This is a genomic window from Streptomyces sp. P9-2 (assembly GCF_051903975.1).
Lineage (GTDB): Bacteria > Actinomycetota > Actinomycetes > Streptomycetales > Streptomycetaceae > Streptomyces > Streptomyces cellulosae.
Window position 1 is genome coordinate 1,678,766 of the sequence record NZ_CP192633.1, and the last position, 18,336, is coordinate 1,697,101.

11 protein-coding genes and 3 rRNA genes are annotated in these 18,336 nt (G+C 67.7%); 7 read left to right on the plus strand and 7 right to left on the minus strand.

The features are described from left to right. Positions 1-144 precede the first annotated feature (144 nt). Together ACQY0Z_RS07910 and ACQY0Z_RS07915 are read left to right on the plus strand one after the other, a co-directional pair. Positions 145-1,521, plus strand: a complete 1,377-nt coding sequence (locus ACQY0Z_RS07910) for an NAD(P)/FAD-dependent oxidoreductase (protein WP_439812013.1) — start codon at positions 145-147, stop codon at positions 1,519-1,521. A gap of 169 nt (positions 1,522-1,690) precedes the next feature. Continuing rightward, complete coding sequence (locus ACQY0Z_RS07915) at positions 1,691-3,346, plus strand: SpoIIE family protein phosphatase (protein WP_189897338.1); 1,656 nt, start codon at positions 1,691-1,693, stop codon at positions 3,344-3,346. Positions 3,347-3,355: 9 nt separating this feature from the next. On the opposite strand, the gene ACQY0Z_RS07920 is transcribed toward ACQY0Z_RS07915, so the two are convergent. Next, on the minus strand, positions 3,356-4,624 hold the full coding sequence (locus tag ACQY0Z_RS07920; protein WP_439813351.1) for an MFS transporter: 1,269 nt from the start codon (positions 4,622-4,624) through the stop codon (positions 3,356-3,358). Positions 4,625-4,746: 122 nt separating this feature from the next. Between ACQY0Z_RS07920 and ACQY0Z_RS07925 the strand changes: the two genes are divergently transcribed. From ACQY0Z_RS07925 to rrf, 4 genes are all read left to right on the plus strand, one after another. After that, positions 4,747-5,295, plus strand: a complete 549-nt coding sequence (locus ACQY0Z_RS07925) for a MarR family winged helix-turn-helix transcriptional regulator (RefSeq protein WP_189897339.1) — start codon at positions 4,747-4,749, stop codon at positions 5,293-5,295. 622 nt (positions 5,296-5,917) lie between these two features. Next, a 16S ribosomal RNA gene (locus ACQY0Z_RS07930) occupies positions 5,918-7,445 on the plus strand. Between the two features lie 310 nt (positions 7,446-7,755). After that, positions 7,756-10,879 (plus strand): 23S ribosomal RNA (locus ACQY0Z_RS07935). Between the two features lie 89 nt (positions 10,880-10,968). After that, positions 10,969-11,085 (plus strand): 5S ribosomal RNA (gene rrf, locus ACQY0Z_RS07940). Together the 16S, 23S and 5S rRNA genes form the textbook arrangement of a ribosomal RNA operon. 64 nt (positions 11,086-11,149) lie before the next feature. Here the strand turns inward: rrf and ACQY0Z_RS07945 are convergent. The 4 genes from ACQY0Z_RS07945 to ACQY0Z_RS07960 are packed head-to-tail and all read right to left on the minus strand — an operon-like array spanning position 11,150 to position 14,773. Next, entirely contained in the window at positions 11,150-11,812 is a 663-nt protein-coding gene (locus ACQY0Z_RS07945; protein WP_189896438.1) for a response regulator, read from the minus strand. Further along, on the minus strand, positions 11,809-13,083 hold the full coding sequence (locus tag ACQY0Z_RS07950; protein ID WP_381730243.1) for a sensor histidine kinase: 1,275 nt from the start codon (positions 13,081-13,083) through the stop codon (positions 11,809-11,811). Before ACQY0Z_RS07950 ends, ACQY0Z_RS07945 begins: the two co-directional genes overlap by 4 nt. After that, the gene (locus ACQY0Z_RS07955; protein WP_254588635.1) at positions 13,080-13,853 is read right to left on the minus strand and encodes an ABC transporter permease; all 774 of its coding nucleotides are present in this window, start codon (positions 13,851-13,853) and stop codon (positions 13,080-13,082) included. Before ACQY0Z_RS07955 ends, ACQY0Z_RS07950 begins: the two co-directional genes overlap by 4 nt. Further along, positions 13,850-14,773, minus strand: a complete 924-nt coding sequence (locus ACQY0Z_RS07960; RefSeq protein ID WP_439812014.1) for an ABC transporter ATP-binding protein — start codon at positions 14,771-14,773, stop codon at positions 13,850-13,852. Before ACQY0Z_RS07960 ends, ACQY0Z_RS07955 begins: the two co-directional genes overlap by 4 nt. A gap of 91 nt (positions 14,774-14,864) precedes the next feature. Between ACQY0Z_RS07960 and ACQY0Z_RS07965 the strand changes: the two genes are divergently transcribed. Continuing rightward, positions 14,865-15,422 carry a GNAT family N-acetyltransferase gene (locus tag ACQY0Z_RS07965; protein ID WP_347224929.1) on the plus strand — a complete coding sequence of 186 codons (558 nt, stop codon included), beginning with the start codon at positions 14,865-14,867 and terminating at the stop codon, positions 15,420-15,422. Here ACQY0Z_RS07965 and ACQY0Z_RS07970 read toward each other — a convergent pair. Together ACQY0Z_RS07970 and ACQY0Z_RS07975 are read right to left on the minus strand one after the other, a co-directional pair. After that, positions 15,411-16,892, minus strand: coding sequence for a type VI secretion protein (locus tag ACQY0Z_RS07970; protein ID WP_189896431.1), 1,482 nt, complete (start codon positions 16,890-16,892; stop codon positions 15,411-15,413). The two genes, ACQY0Z_RS07965 and ACQY0Z_RS07970, sit on opposite strands and share 12 nt — an antisense overlap. A gap of 22 nt (positions 16,893-16,914) precedes the next feature. Beyond that, positions 16,915-18,324: an ATP-binding protein gene (locus tag ACQY0Z_RS07975; RefSeq protein WP_189896430.1), complete on the minus strand. Its 1,410-nt coding sequence runs from the start codon at positions 18,322-18,324 to the stop codon at positions 16,915-16,917. Between the last annotated feature and the right edge of the window lie 12 nt (positions 18,325-18,336).

The window sequence follows — 18,336 nt, forward strand, 5'->3', positions numbered from 1 at the left end:
GTGCGTGGGTGTCGATCATGTGGTGTGACCTGCGGTGATCCGACTTGGATCGGTAATTCGGCCAACCACGGGCAGAGCCGATCTCCGGTCACACAATTCGTCGGGGCTGTGGACAAACGGAAGCGACAGGTGCGTCATGGGAGGGTGAAGGAACGTGCGCGCACTCTCGTTGTCGGCGGCGGCTACGTCGGGATGTACACGGCCCTGCGCCTGCAGCGGAGACTGAAACGCGAGCTCGCGCGGGGCGAGGCCGAGATCACGGTCGTCACCCCGGACCCGTACATGACGTACCAGCCGTTCCTGCCCGAAGCGGCCGCCGGTGCCATTTCCCCTCGTCATGTCGTCGTACCGCTGCGTCGTGTCCTCGACCGGTGCCGCGTCGTCATCGGGGAGGCGACGGCCGTCGACCACGCCGCGCGCACGGCCACCGTCCGCACCCCGGCCACCGAGGAGGAGGGCACGGACGGCCGGCGGATCGCGTACGACGAGCTGGTGCTCGCTCCGGGGTCCGTGGCGCGTACCTTGCCCATTCCGGGGCTCGCCGACCACGCCATCGGGTTCAAGACGGTGGAAGAGGCCATCGGGCTGCGCAACCACGTGCTCGAGCAGATGGACATCGCCTCGTCGACGCGTGATCCGGGCGTGCGGGACGCCGCCCTGACGTTCGTCTTCGTCGGCGGCGGCTACGCGGGCGTGGAGGCGCTCGGCGAGCTGGAGGACATGGCCCGCTACGCCACGCGGTACTACCACAACGTCCGCCCGGAGGACATGAAGTGGATCCTGGTGGAGGCCTCAGACCGGATCCTGCCCGAGGTAGGCGAGGAGATGGGGCGCTACACCGTCACCGAGCTGCGGCGGCGCAACATCGATGTGCGCCTTGAGACGCGGCTGGAGTCCTGTGCGGATCGTGTCGCTGTGCTGAGCGACGGGTCGCGGTTCCCCACGCGGACCGTCGTGTGGACGGCCGGGGTGAAACCGCACCCCGTGCTCGCCGCCACCGACCTGCCCCTGAACGAGCGGGGCCGGCTGCGCTGTACCGCCGAACTGGCCGTCGAGGGCGTCAACCACGCCTGGGCCGCCGGCGACGCCGCCGCCGTACCCGACGTCACCGCGCGCGAGGAGGGCCGTGAATGCGCCCCCAACGCGCAGCACGCCCTGCGCCAGGCCCGGGTGCTCGGTGACAACGTCGTCCACTCCCTGCGCGGCGAGCCCCTGGAGACGTACGCCCACACGTACGCCGGTTCCGTGGCCTCCCTGGGGCTGCACAAAGGCGTGGCACAGATCTACGGGCGCAAGCTGAAGGGCTACCCCGCCTGGTTCATGCACCGGACCTACCACCTCAGCCGGGTGCCGACCTTCAACCGGAAGGCGCGCGTGGCCGCGGAGTGGACGCTCGCGGGCCTCTTCAAGCGAGAGGTCGTCTCGCTCGGATCACTCGAACATCCTCGGGCGGAGTTCGAACTGGCGGCCGGTGGAAAGCCTTCCCAAGACCCACCGCACAACCCGAAGGGGTCGTCCTGACCGGACCCAGGAACTCCTGGGGCCGGACCGGCGTCTAGCGGATGTCGGCCCGGCCGGACCCTGCCACACTGGTCCACCACCGCGGGCGGGAGGGCCCGCCCCGGTGCGGCCCCCGGGCCCCGGCCGGTTCCGGTATCCGGCCGCCGACAACTACACGAGGCAAGGATTCGTGAACTTCACGCGCTGGAGCGCCCGGCTCCCCGGAACGCAGCGCCGCGCCGCAGCGCGGACCGAGCAGACGGCACCCCCGGACCGGCGGGGAGAGGGCTCCGTGCCCGCGGCCCGCGCGGAGAGCCTCACCCACGGGGACCGGCCGCTGCCGGCCGTCGACGAGCTCGGGGTCCGCGAGGTCCTGGACCGCGTCCCGTACCTGGTCGCCCTGGTGCACGGCCCGGACCACCGCATCGCCTACCTGAACGACGCCTACACGGCCGCCTTCGGCCTCCGCCCCGTCGGCGCGCCCGCCCGGGGAGCGCTCCCGGAGCTCGACGAGCTGGGCCTGCTGCCCCTCCTCGACCAGGTCCTCCGCAGCGGAAGACCCCGGACGGTCAAGTCGCGCAAGGCCCCTGACGGCCGCTCGTACACGTTCACCTGCACACCCGCGGGAGAGGGCGACGGCCGCGGGGTGCTGATCTTCGCCACCGACGTCACCGACCACGCCGAGGCCGCCGAGCGGCTGCGCGCCAGCGAGCGCCGGCAGCGCGAGACCGCCGTCACCCTGCAGCGCTCCCTGCTCCCGCAGGAGCTGGAGGAGCCCGACGACCTGCGCGTCGCCGCCACCTACCACCCGGGCGGCACCGAGGCCGCGGTCGGCGGCGACTGGTACGACGTCATCACCCTCGGCGGCGGCCGCACCGCCCTGGTCATCGGCGACGTGATGGGACGAGGGGTCCGCGCGGCGGCGGTCATGGGCCAGCTCCGCACGGCCGTACGGGCGTACGCGCGCCTGGACCTCCCGCCGCACGAGGTGCTTCAGCTGCTCGACGGCCTCGCCATGGAGATCGACGCCAACCAGATCGCCACCTGCGTCTACGCCATCCACGACCCCAACGAGGGCCGCCTGGTGTACGCCTCCGCGGGGCACCTGCCCATCCTGGTGCGCGACGAGAACGGCACCGTCCGGCGCGCCGACGAACCGACCGGCCCCCCGCTCGGCACCGGCGGCTGGATGCACGCGTCGGGCTCCGTGCCGCTCGGCCCCGGGTCCACCGCCGTCCTCTACACCGACGGCCTGGTCGAGCGCCGCGACGAGGACCTGGACGAGGGCATCGCCTCCCTGGAGCGCGCCCTCGCCGGAGCGACCGGCGGCCCCCAGGTCGTCTGCGACCGCCTGGTCCGCTCGGCCGGCGTCACCCCGGACCACGACGACGACGTCGCCGTCCTCGTCCTCCAGCACCCGGCGCGCTCAGGACCCGAGAGCGAACTGTTCCGCAACGCCGCGCTGGAACTGCTCGGCGGCGTGGAAGCGGCGCCACGCGCGCGTGCCTTCGCGTCCGGCGTCCTGACCAGCTGGCGCTTCCCGCCCGAGCTGCACGACCTGGGGGTCCTGGCGACCAGCGAACTGGTCGCCAACTCCCTCCAGCACGGCACACCCCCGATGCGGCTGCGCCTGCGCCGCACCGACCGCCGCCTGATCATCGAGGTCACCGACGGGGACGACCATCTGCCCAGGCGCCGCCGCGCGGAGCCCGGCGACGAGTCGGGCCGGGGCATCGCCATCGTCGCGACGATCGCCTCCGCGTGGGGCAGCAGACGCACCCCGGGCGGCGGCAAGGCCGTCTGGTGCGAATTCCTGCTGCCGAAGACGGCCGGCGCCGTCGTCTGACGCGCGCGGTCAGGCGCGCGCCGGGGCCTGCTCCGCGCCGCCCTGCGCCACGACCCGGCTGCCCGCGGCCGACGGATGGTCCTGCACGGCGGTGAGCTGCTGCCCGAGCCGCAGGGCCAGCACGGTGATCCCCAGCGAGAACAGCAGGAACACCACGATGTACGGCGCGTGCAGCGAGGCCGCCATCGGCCCGCCCACCGCCGGACCCACGGCCAGCGCGAGCTGTTTCACCAGGGCGAACGCCGAGTTGTACTGACCGGCCATCCCGGCCGGCGCCAGATCGGCGACCAGCGGCGCGAGCGTCGGCGACAGCATCGCCTCCCCGAGCCCGAACAGCGCGTACGTCGACACGAACGCGGCCGTCGCCATCTCCTGGCTCGCCCCGCCCAGACCGGCGTACCCGGCCACGGCCCACGCCACGGCCCAGATCAGACCCACGGACGCGATCACACGCGACCGCTTGCGCCGCTCCACGAAGCGCAGCACCGCGAACTGCGCGACGACGATCATCAGCGTGTTCGCCGCCAGCGCCGTCCCCAGCGTGGAGGTGGAGATCCCCGCGGCCTCGACGCCGTACGCGCTCAGGCCCGACTCGAACTGGCCGTAGCAGGCGAAGAACAGCACGAAGCCCAGCACGCACAGCTGCACCATGGCGCGGTTGCCCAGCAGCTGCTTCCAGCTGCCCTTGGCCGACTGCGCGGGCGTGCCCTCGATGCGCGGCGAGTGCGGCATCCGCACCGTCGACATCACCACGACCAGCAGCAGGAACATCGCCGCCTGGATGGCGAAGAGGAGGGTGAAGGAGCCCGCTTTCGTCGGGTCGACGAGGTGGCCGCCGATGAGCCCGCCGACGCCCAGCCCGAGGTTCTGGAGGAAGAACTGCATGGCGAACGCGCGCGACCGGGTCTCAGGACCTGAGCAGTCCACGATCATCGTCGCCAGGGCCGGCTGCATGACCGCCTGACCGGCGCCGAGCGCCGCCGCCGACAGCAGCACGGCCGCCGCGCTCGCCGACAGCCCCAGGCTGAGCGAGCCGATCGCCGCGGTGAGCAGGGCGGCGAGCAGCACCGGAAGGGGGCCGCGCCGGACGATCGCCCGTCCGGCCAGCGGCAGCACGATCAGCGCGGCCACGGCGAAGACGGCGAGGACCAGCCCCGCCGTCATCGGCCCCAGCCCGCGCACCTGCGCCACGTAGACGTACAGGTACGGGACCGTGAAGCCCAGCCCGAAGGCGCTGAGTGCGTTGCCCACGTGGATCCGGCGCATCGCTGCGCCCATCGCCCTGGTCACGTTCACCTCTCTCAGTAGTTAGGAGTGAAGACTTAGAAGCTAAAGTTCGAAGCTAAAGATTACATAGAGAAGGACTTCAAGGCAAAGATGGGGCGTGCCATACTGCGGGCATGGGCGACACCCCCGGCGTGGAAGAGCCGACCCTCGAAGAGCAGATCGCCGCGTACCAGCGCGAGTTCCAGGACCTCGACCCGCAGGTCGAGAAGATCGTCAACGCGCTGTCCCGGCTCAACCGCCGCATGAACGTCGCCTACGGCCGCCAGACCGCCGAGCTCGGCATCACCAACGCCGACTGGGAGGTCCTCAAGGCGCTCGTCCTCTCCGGCGCCCCCTACCGGATGGGCCCCAGCGACCTCGCCAAGCGCTTGGGCCTGACCCCCGCAGCCATGACCCACCGCATCGACCGGATGGTCGCCGAGGGGCTGGTCACCCGGGAGAGGGACGAGAACAACCGCGTTCGCGTCATCGTGGAGCTCACCCCGGCCGGCCGGGAGAAGTGGCAGGAGGTCATGCGGATGGCCACCGTCTTCGAGGCGGACCTGCTCCAGGACCTCAGCCCGGAGGAGCGGACCGCCCTCGGTGAGGTGCTGACGCGCCTGCTGCGCAGGGTGGAGGACGCCCAGCCGGACGCCGGCGGACGCCTCACCGACCTGGACTGAAAGATCTTGGACTGCGCCACTTGACGCAGCCCCGGGCGATCCGTAAGGTTCTTCGGGTTGCCACGGGGCCGTAACGGTTCTCCGGCAGCACTTCCGCCGCGAAAGCGGCAACCAAACCTCAGTACGACCTCCCAGTGGGAACGACTTCGGTATGCCCGCATGCCTGAATTCAATTCCGCACCCCCGATTTGGGAGACACGGAGAGAGTCCGCTAAGGTTTGAGACGTCGGAACGGCCCGCAACGGCCGGGAAGACGAACCCCGCTGACTGGGGGTCAGGCCGAGAACAGGATCTGATAAAGTCGGAACCGCCGGAAAGGAAAGCGCGAAAACGCCGGACTGGAAAGCACCGAGGAAATCGGATCGGAAAGATCTGATAGAGTCGGAAACGCAAGACCGAAGGGAAGCGCCCGGAGGAAAGCCCGAGAGGGTGAGTACAAAGGAAGCGTCCGTTCCTTGAGAACTCAACAGCGTGCCAAAAGTCAACGCCAGATATGTTGATACCCCGTCTCTCTGAGACGAGGTTCCTTTGAAGAAATACACAGCGAGGACGCTGTGAACGTCGGGATTATTCCTCCCGATGTTCCGCTCTCGTGATGTGTGCACCCGATCACGGGTAAACATTCACGGAGAGTTTGATCCTGGCTCAGGACGAACGCTGGCGGCGTGCTTAACACATGCAAGTCGAACGATGAAGCCCTTCGGGGTGGATTAGTGGCGAACGGGTGAGTAACACGTGGGCAATCTGCCCTGCACTCTGGGACAAGCCCTGGAAACGGGGTCTAATACCGGATACTGATCGCCTTGGGCATCCTTGGTGATCGAAAGCTCCGGCGGTGCAGGATGAGCCCGCGGCCTATCAGCTTGTTGGTGAGGTAATGGCTCACCAAGGCGACGACGGGTAGCCGGCCTGAGAGGGCGACCGGCCACACTGGGACTGAGACACGGCCCAGACTCCTACGGGAGGCAGCAGTGGGGAATATTGCACAATGGGCGAAAGCCTGATGCAGCGACGCCGCGTGAGGGATGACGGCCTTCGGGTTGTAAACCTCTTTCAGCAGGGAAGAAGCGAAAGTGACGGTACCTGCAGAAGAAGCGCCGGCTAACTACGTGCCAGCAGCCGCGGTAATACGTAGGGCGCGAGCGTTGTCCGGAATTATTGGGCGTAAAGAGCTCGTAGGCGGCTTGTCGCGTCGGTTGTGAAAGCCCGGGGCTTAACCCCGGGTCTGCAGTCGATACGGGCAGGCTAGAGTTCGGTAGGGGAGATCGGAATTCCTGGTGTAGCGGTGAAATGCGCAGATATCAGGAGGAACACCGGTGGCGAAGGCGGATCTCTGGGCCGATACTGACGCTGAGGAGCGAAAGCGTGGGGAGCGAACAGGATTAGATACCCTGGTAGTCCACGCCGTAAACGGTGGGCACTAGGTGTGGGCGACATTCCACGTCGTCCGTGCCGCAGCTAACGCATTAAGTGCCCCGCCTGGGGAGTACGGCCGCAAGGCTAAAACTCAAAGGAATTGACGGGGGCCCGCACAAGCGGCGGAGCATGTGGCTTAATTCGACGCAACGCGAAGAACCTTACCAAGGCTTGACATACACCGGAAAACCCTGGAGACAGGGTCCCCCTTGTGGTCGGTGTACAGGTGGTGCATGGCTGTCGTCAGCTCGTGTCGTGAGATGTTGGGTTAAGTCCCGCAACGAGCGCAACCCTTGTCCCGTGTTGCCAGCAGGCCCTTGTGGTGCTGGGGACTCACGGGAGACCGCCGGGGTCAACTCGGAGGAAGGTGGGGACGACGTCAAGTCATCATGCCCCTTATGTCTTGGGCTGCACACGTGCTACAATGGCCGGTACAATGAGCTGCGATACCGCGAGGTGGAGCGAATCTCAAAAAGCCGGTCTCAGTTCGGATTGGGGTCTGCAACTCGACCCCATGAAGTCGGAGTCGCTAGTAATCGCAGATCAGCATTGCTGCGGTGAATACGTTCCCGGGCCTTGTACACACCGCCCGTCACGTCACGAAAGTCGGTAACACCCGAAGCCGGTGGCCCAACCCCCTTGTGGGGAGGGAGCTGTCGAAGGTGGGACTGGCGATTGGGACGAAGTCGTAACAAGGTAGCCGTACCGGAAGGTGCGGCTGGATCACCTCCTTTCTAAGGAGCACTTCTAGGCTGCCTCGGCAGTCCAGAGGCCAGTTCATCAGCGAACGTCTGATGCTGGTTGCTCATGGGTGGAACGTTGACTACTCGGCACGGTCCAGGATGGACCAGGCGCTAGTACTGCTCTTCGGGGCGTGGAACGCTGATCTGGTCAACTGACTGTGTCGGGCACGCTGTTGGGTGTCTGAGGGTACGGCCGTGTGGTCGCCTTCAGTGCCGGCCCCAGTGCACTCGAGCCGTATGGCTTGGGGTGATGGGTGGTTGGTCGTTGTTTGAGAACTGCACAGTGGACGCGAGCATCTGTGGCCAAGTTTTTAAGGGCGCACGGTGGATGCCTTGGCACCAGGAACCGATGAAGGACGTGGGAGGCCACGATAGGCCCCGGGGAGTCGTCAACCAGGCTTTGATCCGGGGGTGTCCGAATGGGGAAACCCGGCAGTCGTCATGGGCTGTCACCCGCTGCTGAACACATAGGCAGTGTGGAGGGAACGCGGGGAAGTGAAACATCTCAGTACCCGCAGGAAGAGAAAACAACCGTGATTCCGGGAGTAGTGGCGAGCGAAACCGGATGAGGCCAAACCTACGACGTGTGAGACCCGGCAGGGGTTGCGTCGTGGGGGTTGTGGGATCTCTCTTTCATGGTCTGCCGGCCATGAGACGAGTCAGAAACCGTTGATGTAGGCGAAGGACATGCGAAAGGTCCGGCGTAGAGGGTAAGACCCCCGTAGTCGAAACGTCAGCGGCTCGTTTGAGAGACACCCAAGTAGCACGGGGCCCGAGAAATCCCGTGTGAATCTGGCGGGACCACCCGCTAAGCCTAAATATTCCCTGGTGACCGATAGCGGATAGTACCGTGAGGGAATGGTGAAAAGTACCGCGGGAGCGGAGTGAAATAGTACCTGAAACCGTGTGCCTACAAGCCGTGGGAGCGTCGCGCAAGGACTTGTCCTTGCGTCGTGACTGCGTGCCTTTTGAAGAATGAGCCTGCGAGTTTGCGGTGTGTTGCGAGGTTAACCCGGGTGGGGAAGCCGTAGCGAAAGCGAGTCCGAACAGGGCGTTTCAGTAGCACGCTCAAGACCCGAAGCGGAGTGATCTAGCCATGGGCAGGTTGAAGCGGAGGTAAGACTTCGTGGAGGACCGAACCCACCAGGGTTGAAAACCTGGGGGATGACCTGTGGTTAGGGGTGAAAGGCCAATCAAACTCCGTGATAGCTGGTTCTCCCCGAAATGCATTTAGGTGCAGCGTCGTGTGTTTCTTGCCGGAGGTAGAGCACTGGATAGGCGATGGGCCCTACCGGGTTACTGACCTTAGCCAAACTCCGAATGCCGGTAAGTGAGAGCGCGGCAGTGAGACTGTGGGGGATAAGCTCCATGGTCGAGAGGGAAACAGCCCAGAGCATCGACTAAGGCCCCTAAGCGTACGCTAAGTGGGAAAGGATGTGGAGTCGCACAGACAACCAGGAGGTTGGCTTAGAAGCAGCCACCCTTGAAAGAGTGCGTAATAGCTCACTGGTCTAGTGATTCCGCGCCGACAATGTAGCGGGGCTCAAGCGTACCGCCGAAGTCGTGTCATTCACACAATAGGGCCAACGCCTGTGTGGATGGGTAGGGGAGCGTCGTGTGCCGGGTGAAGCAGCACCGGAAGGTAGTTGTGGACGGTTCACGAGTGAGAATGCAGGCATGAGTAGCGATACAAACGTGAGAAACGTTTGCGCCGATTGACTAAGGGTTCCTGGGTCAAGCTGATCTGCCCAGGGTAAGTCGGGACCTAAGGCGAGGCCGACAGGCGTAGTCGATGGATAACCGGTTGATATTCCGGTACCCGCTGTGAAGCGTCAAACATCGAATCCAGTGATGCTAAGCCCGTGAAGCCGCCGGCTGAGTCTTCGGACGAGGTCGGAGTGGTGGAGCCGGTGACCCGAGCTGGTAGTAGGTGAGTGATGGGGTGACGCAGGAAGGTAGTCCATCCCGGGCGGTGGTTGTCCCGGGGTAAGGGTGTAGCCCGAGTGGTAGGTAAATCCGCCACTCGTATAAGGGTGAGACCTGATGCCGAGCCGATTGTGGTGAAGTGGATGATCCTATGCTGTCGAGAAAAGCCTCTAGCGAGTTTCATGGCGGCCCGTACCCTAAACCGACTCAGGTGGTCAGGTAGAGAATACCGAGGCGTTCGGGTGAACTATGGTTAAGGAACTCGGCAAAATGCCCCCGTAACTTCGGGAGAAGGGGGGCCATTCCTGGTGAGAGCACGTGCTGCTCGAGCTGGGGGTGGCCGCAGAGACCAGCGAGAAGCGACTGTTTACTAAAAACACAGGTCCGTGCGAAGCCGTAAGGCGATGTATACGGACTGACGCCTGCCCGGTGCTGGAACGTTAAGGGGACCGGTTAGCTCACCTTTGGGTGGGCGAAGCTGAGAACTTAAGCGCCAGTAAACGGCGGTGGTAACTATAACCATCCTAAGGTAGCGAAATTCCTTGTCGGGTAAGTTCCGACCTGCACGAATGGCGTAACGACTTCTCGACTGTCTCAACCATAGGCCCGGTGAAATTGCACTACGAGTAAAGATGCTCGTTTCGCGCAGCAGGACGGAAAGACCCCGGGACCTTTACTACAGTTTGATATTGGTGTTCGGTTCGGCTTGTGTAGGATAGCTGGGAGACTGTGAAGCTCGGACGCCAGTTCGGGTGGAGTCGTCGTTGAAATACCAGTCTGGTCGTGCTGGATGTCTAACCTGGGTCCGTGATCCGGATCAGGGACAGTGTCTGATGGGTAGTTTAACTGGGGCGGTTGCCTCCTAAAGAGTAACGGAGGCGCCCAAAGGTTCCCTCAGCCTGGTTGGCAATCAGGTGTTGAGTGTAAGTGCACAAGGGAGCTTGACTGTGAGACCGACGGGTCGAGCAGGGACGAAAGTCGGGACTAGTGATCCGGCGGTGGCTTGTGGAAGCGCCGTCGCTCAACGGATAAAAGGTACCCCGGGGATAACAGGCTGATCTTCCCCAAGAGTCCATATCGACGGGATGGTTTGGCACCTCGATGTCGGCTCGTCGCATCCTGGGGCTGGAGTCGGTCCCAAGGGTTGGGCTGTTCGCCCATTAAAGCGGTACGCGAGCTGGGTTTAGAACGTCGTGAGACAGTTCGGTCCCTATCCGCTGTGCGCGTAGGAGTCTTGAGAAGGGCTGTCCCTAGTACGAGAGGACCGGGACGGACGAACCTCTGGTGTGCCAGTTGTTCTGCCAAGGGCATGGCTGGTTGGCTACGTTCGGGAGGGATAACCGCTGAAAGCATCTAAGCGGGAAGCCTGCTTCGAGATGAGGACTCCCACCTCCATGAGAGGGTAAGGCTCCCAGTAGACGACTGGGTTGATAGGCCGGATATGGAAGCACGGTAACGTGTGGAGTTGACCGGTACTAATAGGCCGAGGGCTTGTCCTCAGTTGCTCGCGTCCACTGTGTTGGTTCTGAAACCATGAACAACCCCATGCCAGGTCACGGTGTGGTGCCGGTTGTCAGTTTCATAGTGTTTCGGTGGTCATAGCGTAGGGGAAACGCCCGGTTACATTCCGAACCCGGAAGCTAAGCCTTACAGCGCCGATGGTACTGCAGGGGGGACCCTGTGGGAGAGTAGGACGCCGCCGAACAATTCTTCAATGAGAGCCCCCGTGCCATTCGGCACGGGGGCTTTCTGCGTTTACTGGCCATTTTCTAAGGCTGCACCAGACCCGTTTCATATGCGCAGATAACGGCCTGGACCCGGTCCCGTGAGCCCGTCTTCGCCAGGACGCGGCCCACGTGGGTCTTCACCGTGGATTCGGCGAGGTGGAGACGCTCGGCGATCTCCGTGTTCGTCCAGCCCTTTCCGATGACTGTCAGGATTTCGCGTTCGCGGTCCGTCAGCGCGGCCAGTCTGGGGTCGGGCTGCGCGGATTCGGTGCCGCCGGCGGGGAGATGGTGGACGTAGGCGTCCAGGAGGCGGCGGGTGAGGCCGGGGGCCACCACGGCGTCACCGGACGCGACCGCCCGTATGCCGGAGAGGAGGTCCTCCGGCTGGGCGTCCTTCACGAGGAAACCGGAGGCACCGGCGCGGAGTCCCGCGTAGGCGTACTCGTCGAGGTCGAACGTGGTGAGGATCAGGACGCGGGTGCGGTCGCCGGAGGCGGTGATGCGACGGGTGGCCTCGATGCCGTCCAGGCCCGGCATGCGGACGTCCATCAGGACGACGTCCGGTCTGAGGTCCGCGGTCTTGCGGACCGCTTCCGTGCCGTTCGCTGCCTCGTCCAGGACCGTCATGTCGTCCTGGCTCTCCAGCAGCATGCGGAAGCCGAAGCGCTGGAGGGGCTGGTCGTCGGCGATGAGGACGGTGGTCACGGGGCGGATTCCTCCGGGAGACGCAGGTGGACGCGCCAGCCGCGTTCCGGGTGCGGGCGCGGGCCGGCTTCCAGGGTGCCGCCGTACAGCGCGGTGCGTTCCCGCATTCCGGTAAGTCCCCGGCCGTCGTTCGTCGTCGGGGCGCCGCCGCGGCCGGTGTCGGTGACGGTGAGCGTCACGGCTCCCGAGGCGGCGTAGGAAAGGGCGATGTCGGCGGTGGCGTCCGGGCCGGCGTGCTTGAGGGTGTTGGTGAGGGCTTCCTGGATGACGCGGTACAGGGTGAGCTGGCGGCCGGGGGTGATGGCCGGTTCGCCTTCGACGGTCGCCCCGACGGGCAGTCCGGCCCGGCGCACTCCGTCGAGGAGGCGGTCGAGGTCGGTGAGCGCGGGCTGGGGGGTGAGGTCGGCGGGGGCGGGCTCGTCGTCGCGCAGGACGTCCAGCAGGCGGCGCAGCTCGGTGAGGGCCTGTCTGCTGGTGCCCGCGATGGCGTCCAGGGCCTGGGTCGCACGCTCGGGAGACTTGGCGGCGGCGTAGCGGCCGCCGTCGGCGAGGCCCGTGATGACGGACAGGTTGTGGCCGATGATGTCGTGCATCTCGCGGGCTATACGGGTGCGTTCGGCGGCCGCGGCGAGGCGGGCCTGCTGGTCGCGTTCGATCTCCAGGCGGCGTGCGCGGTCCTCCAGGGCCACGGTGTGATCGCGGCGGGTGCGGACCGTGACGCCGACGGCGACCGCGACGAGGAGGGACATCAGGTGCGGTCCGAGGTCCTCGTCGGCGGGGCCCCTCGGGTGGCGCAGGACCGCCAGGACGACGGGGGCCGTCGACACGGCCGCCACCCACCACAGGGAGCGCAGCGGGCGGCGCAGGGTGATGTGGAAGACGACGAGCAGATGGAGGAGGGCGGCCTGGAGCATCGCGCCCGTCCAGGCGTTGACCAGCAGGGCCGGCGTCATCACCAGCAGCACCGTGCGCGGGTGGGACCGGCGCTGGAGGAGAGGGACGGTCAGCGCGAGGCTCAAGGCGAGCACCAGGCCCTCGGGGACGCCGGGGTTGCGGGTGACGCGGGTCCAGCCGCCGCCGTAGAGGTCGATGAGAGCGGCCGTCGTCCAGAAAGCCGTGAGGTGCAGGTCCCAGAGGAGCGGGCGGCGCCGGTCGACGGCGCGCACCCGCTGCACGGTCCGCTGGAGGTACTGGGTGATCGGCTCCGCTGTCTGTTCCTCCGGCACGCGGTCCATGGTGCTGGTCGCGCCGCCCGCGGGGAAGGCCGTCATACGTCCCGGCGCCTGAGCAGGAGCGCCGCCAGGGCGAGGCTTCCCGCCGTCCACAGGGTCATCGAGAGGAGGGCCGCACCGGGTGAGGGCATGCCGGGCCGGGGGTCGGCGTACGTGAGGGCCTCGACGGCCTTGGAGGGGAAGTGGCGGGCGGCGTCGTCGACGACGTCGTAGGGGATCAGGGGGAGGAGTTCCGGCAGGATCATCGTGAGGCCGATCAGTGCGCCGATGCCTGCCGGGACGGAGCGGAGCATCGAGCCGAGCGCCAGGGCGAGGACGCCGAGAAGAGCGAGGCCTGCGGCGTTGGTGACGAGGGCGCGGGCCACGCCGGGGTCGGTGAGGGAGGCGGCGTGCGCGGTGTCGGCAAGGAAGGTCTGCGCCAGCGGGAAGGTGAGGAAGTTGGCGGTGAGCACGGTGAGGAAGCCGGCGCCGGCCAGCACGGCCGCCTTGGACCAGAGCACCGGCAGTCTGTCGGGCACGGCGGTCATGGTGGCCCGGATCTGGCCGGTGGAGTGTTCGCCGGCCGTGGTCAGGACGCCGAGGGTGCCCAGCACGACGTAGGTGAACTGCATGCCGAGCAGGATCATCAGGACGGTGTCGATGTCGTCGTCGCCTCCTCCGCCCTCGTAGCTCGCGGCGATGAGCAGGCCGGTGCCGAGGGTGAGGACGACGGTCAGGCCGAGGCCGATCCAGGTGGACCGGAGCGTCGTCAGCTTGTGCCACTCGGAGCGCAGGACGCGGGCCGGGGTGATCCGGTAGGTGGCAGTCATGCGGCTGCTCCCTGAGGGCCGGAGTACTCGACGGCGTCGTGGGTGAGGGTCATGAAGGCGTCCTCCAGGGAGGCCTTGGACGGGGTGAGTTCGAAGAGGGGGATGCCGTGGGCGGCGGCGGTGCGGCCGATGTGTTCGGCGGTCGTGCCGCGGATCTCCAGCGCCTCCGCGGTGTCCGTGACGTCGACGCCCGGGGCGCGGAGCAGGGCGGTGAGGGTGTCCGGGGCGGGGGTGACCACGCGGACCGCCGATGCTCCCGAGTCCCGTACGAAGTCGGTGACCGTGGTGTCCGCGAGGAGGCGGCCGCGGCCGATGACGATCAGGTGGTCGGCGGTCAGGGCCATCTCGCTCATCAGGTGGGAGGAGACCAGGACCGTGCGGCCCCCGGCGGCGAGGGACTTGAGGAGGGTGCGGATCCACCGGACGCCCTCGGGGTCGAGGCCGTTGACCGGTTCGTCGAGGACGAGGGTGGCCGGGTCGCCGAGCAGCGCGGCCGCGATGCCGAGGCGTTGGCCCATGCCGAGGGAGAAGCCCTTGACCCTGCGGTCGGCCACCTCGGTGAGGCCGGTGAGGTCCAGGACCTCGTCGACGCGCCTTTCCGGGAGGCCGTGGGTGAGGGCCAGGCCGCGCAGGTGATGGCGGGCGGTGCGGCCCGGGTGGACGGAGCGGGCCTCCAGCAGGGCGCCGACCTCCGTGAGGGGCGCGGGGTGGGCGGCGTAGGCGCGGCCGCCGACGGTGACTTTGCCCGACGTCGGGGTGTCCAGGCCGAGGATCATCCGCATGGTGGTGGACTTGCCGGCGCCGTTCGGGCCGAGGAAGCCGGTCACGGTGCCGGGGCGGACGGTGAAGGACAGATCGCCGACGGCCGTCTTCCCGTTCCTGCCGCCGTAGCGTTTCGTGAGGTGCTGCGCGGTAATCATGGGTCGATGCTCGTCGGCGCGGGGGCGGCGGGCGTCGGACGGCGGGCTTATTCCGTAGGAGGCCGTGGTACCCCGGTACTACCGTGACCGCATGAACTACCAGGTGCGGTCCCTGCGTGTCGACGAGTGGCCCCGGGCCAAGGCCCTGCGGCTCGAGGCGCTGCGGGATCCCGTGGCGTCCATCGCCTTCATGGAGACCTACGAGGCTGCCGCCGGCCGGCCCGACTCCTTCTGGCGGGAGCGGGCCGAGCGGAGCGCCGAAGGGGCGTCCGGGGCGCAGCAGATCATCGCCGAGGGGCCCGACGGGGAGTGGGTCGGGACCGTCACCGTGCTGATGGAGAAGCCCGGGTCCGCGGACTGGGCCGGGATGCCCGTCGAGCGGCTCCAGGGGCATCTCGTCGGGGTGTACGTGCAGCCGGGGCACCGGGGGATCGGGCTCACGGAGGTGCTGTTCGACGCCGGACTGGAGTGGGCGTGGTCGCAGGGCGCCGAGCGGGTGCGGTTGCTGGTGCACGAGGACAACGCGCGGGCGCTGCGGGCCTACCGCAAGGCCGGGTTCACCGAGACCGGGGTCACCACCACGCTGGGTCCCGACAAGGGCGAGCGGGAGCTCGAACTGGCCGTGGAGCGGCCGGAGTCAGACGGGTAGTTCCGCGTGCGGCCAGCGGGCGCGGGCCTGTTCGCGGGAGCGCAGAAGGGCCACCGTGGGCATGCCGCGCTCGGGGCCCGCGGTGAGCAGCTCAGGGAGCTGGGGGAGAGGGGCCACGGCCGCCACGTCGTCCAGGACGAGCGTGAGTGGTGGGTCGAGCCGACCGGAGGATGACCGTTCGGCCATGCGCCGGCCGTGCTCGACCACGTACGAGACGAGCGCCGTGAGCAGAGGCATGGCGCCCGGACCGGTGCGCGGATCCTCGATGGATTCGCCCACGACGTAAAGCGTTCCCCCTTCGTGGATGAAGGAATCCAAGGCGAGGGCATCACTTCGGTGCGGATTGCAGGCTTCGCGGACGTTGACCGTGGAGAGGGCCGCCAGCGCACGCGCCGTCAGCTGCTGCGCCATGTCACGGCGTTCGGGGTGCGCGGTGAGCGCCGCCTCCAGCTCGCCCGCGGAGCCGGACGCCGCCTTGGGATGCGTGCGCAGGACCCGTACCGCGTCCTGGACCTGGAGGCCCTGCGCCCAGCGGTGGACGTGGCGGACGGTGCGGCCGTCGACGGCGGCCGCGTGCAGATAGCTGCGGAGGAGGAGTTCGGCGGTGTCGCCGAGCTGCTGGTCGAGCCGTGAGGTGGGGCGGACGGGGGCCAGGAGGGCCGCCGCGCGGGCGGTCGCCGTGTCCTTGTCCTCGCAGCCGGCGGTGGGCGACCAGTGGAGACGGGCCGGGGTGTCGCACAGGTGCGTGGGGTCGTAGACGTGCGTGGGGCCGAGCTTGGCGCGGGCGTCCTTGGTCTCGTACCAGAGGGCCGGGTCGGACGTGAGGACGAGCGCGGGGCCCTCGGCGTCGCGTACGGCCTGCGCGGCGGTGGTGTGGCGGGTGGCCGGGGGGCCGTAGTGGAGGCCGGGGGTGGTCGTCTCCGCGAGGGGTTGAGGGTCCGGCTCGGGGGGCCTGGGGGCGGGGACCTCGTGCACCGGCGTCGGGGCAGGCTCCGTCAAAGGCGCAGGCTCAGGCGCCGGCTTCGGAACAGGCACCGGCTCCGGGTCCGGCATCTCCTTCGGAGGCTCGGGCGCCCGCGGCACCGCCGCCTCCTCCCGCCGTCGTGCCCGTACCGCCCTCCAGCGGGCCACCGTGCCCAGGACGAACACGGTGAGGACCACCAGGATCATCAGCTGGCCGATGAGCAGGCCCCAGAAGAGGCCGTAGCCGGAGAGGTCGGCGGGCGGGGTGTCGGGCCAGGCGCCGGGGAGGTCGTGCGGTTCGGCGATCAGGTGGCGCATGGCGAGCGGGGTGCGGGTGAAGGTGAGGCCGGACGGCCAGCGGCCGTGGGCGAAGAGGCCCGCGAAGCCGGTGGCCGTCCACACCATCGCCGTCATGCCGAGGAGGAACGCGAGCACCCCGACCAGCAGTCCGTCCGGGATGCCGCCGTTCTGGCCGCCGTCGTGCCCGCGCCGCTCGTCCGGTCTCACGCGTCCCCCTCCTGCGCCGTTCCTACGCCACCGTCGACTCGGAGTCCCCGACGTGCTGCTCCACGAAGGCCGCCGCCCGCTCCTCGGCCTCCAGTTCGGCGGCGCGCAGGGCGTCGTCGGCGAGGTCGGCGGACGACTCGGTCATCGCGCGGTCGGTGAAGACCAGCGGGCGTTCCGTCTCGGTGACCAGGTGTTTGACCACCTGGACGTTGCCGTTGACGTCCCAGACCGCGATGCCCGGGGTGAGCGTCGGGATGATCTCCACGGCCCACCTGGGCAGGCCGAGCACCCGGCCCGTGGCCCGTGCCTCATCCGCCTTCTGGGCGTAGATGGTGCGGGTGGAGGCCATCTTCAGGATGGCCGCGGCCTCCCTCGCCGCCGCTCCGTCCACCACGTCGGACAGATGGTGGACGACCGCGACGAAGGACAGGCCGAGGCGCCGGCCGAACTTCAACAGCCGCTGGAACAGCTGCGCCACGAACGGGCTGTTGATGATGTGCCAGGCCTCCTCGACCAGGAAGATGCGTTTCTTCCGGTCGGGGCGGATCCACGTGTGCTCCAGCCACACCCCGACGATCGCCATGAGGATCGGCATGGCGATGGAGTTGCGGTCGATGTGGGACAGGTCGAAGACGATGAGCGGGGCGTCCAGGTCGATGCCGACGGTCGTCGGGCCGTCGAACATGCCGCGCAGGTCACCGTCGACCAGGCGGTCGAGGACCAGCGCGACGTCCAGGCCCCACGCCCGGACGTCGTCTATGGCGACGTTCATCGCCTCCGCCGACTCCGGTTCCGGGTGGCGGAGCTGCTCGACGATGTCGGACAGCACCGGCTGGCGTTCGACGATGGTCTCGTTGACGTAGGCGTGCGCGACCTTCAGGGCGAAGCCGGAGCGCTCGTCCAGGCCGTGGCCCATGGCGACCTCGATGATGGTGCGCAGCAGCGCCAGCTGGCCCGTCGTGGTGATGGACGGGTCGAGCGGGTTGAGCCGGATGCCGTGGTCCAGGGCGGCCATCGGGTCCAGCCGGATGGGCGTTATGCCCAGCTCCTGCGCGATGAGGTTCCACTCGCCGACGCCGTCCTCGCCCTGCGCGTCCAGGACGACGACCTGGCGGTCGCGAAAGCGGAGCTGGCGCAGGACGTACGTCTTCTCCAGTGCCGACTTGCCGTTGCCGGACTCGCCGAGGACCAGCCAGTGGGGGGCCGGGAGCTGCTGGCCGTAGAGCTGGAAGGGGTCGTAGATGTAGCCCTTCCCGGAGTAGACCTCGCGGCCGATGATGACGCCGGAGTCGCCGAGGCCGGGCGCGGCGGTCGGCAGGTACACCGCCTGCGCCTGGCCCGTGGACGTGCGCACCGGCAGCCGGGTCGTCTCGACCTTCCCGAACAGGAAGGACGTGAAGGCGTCGGTGACGACGGACAGCGGATCCCGCATCTTCAGCTCAGC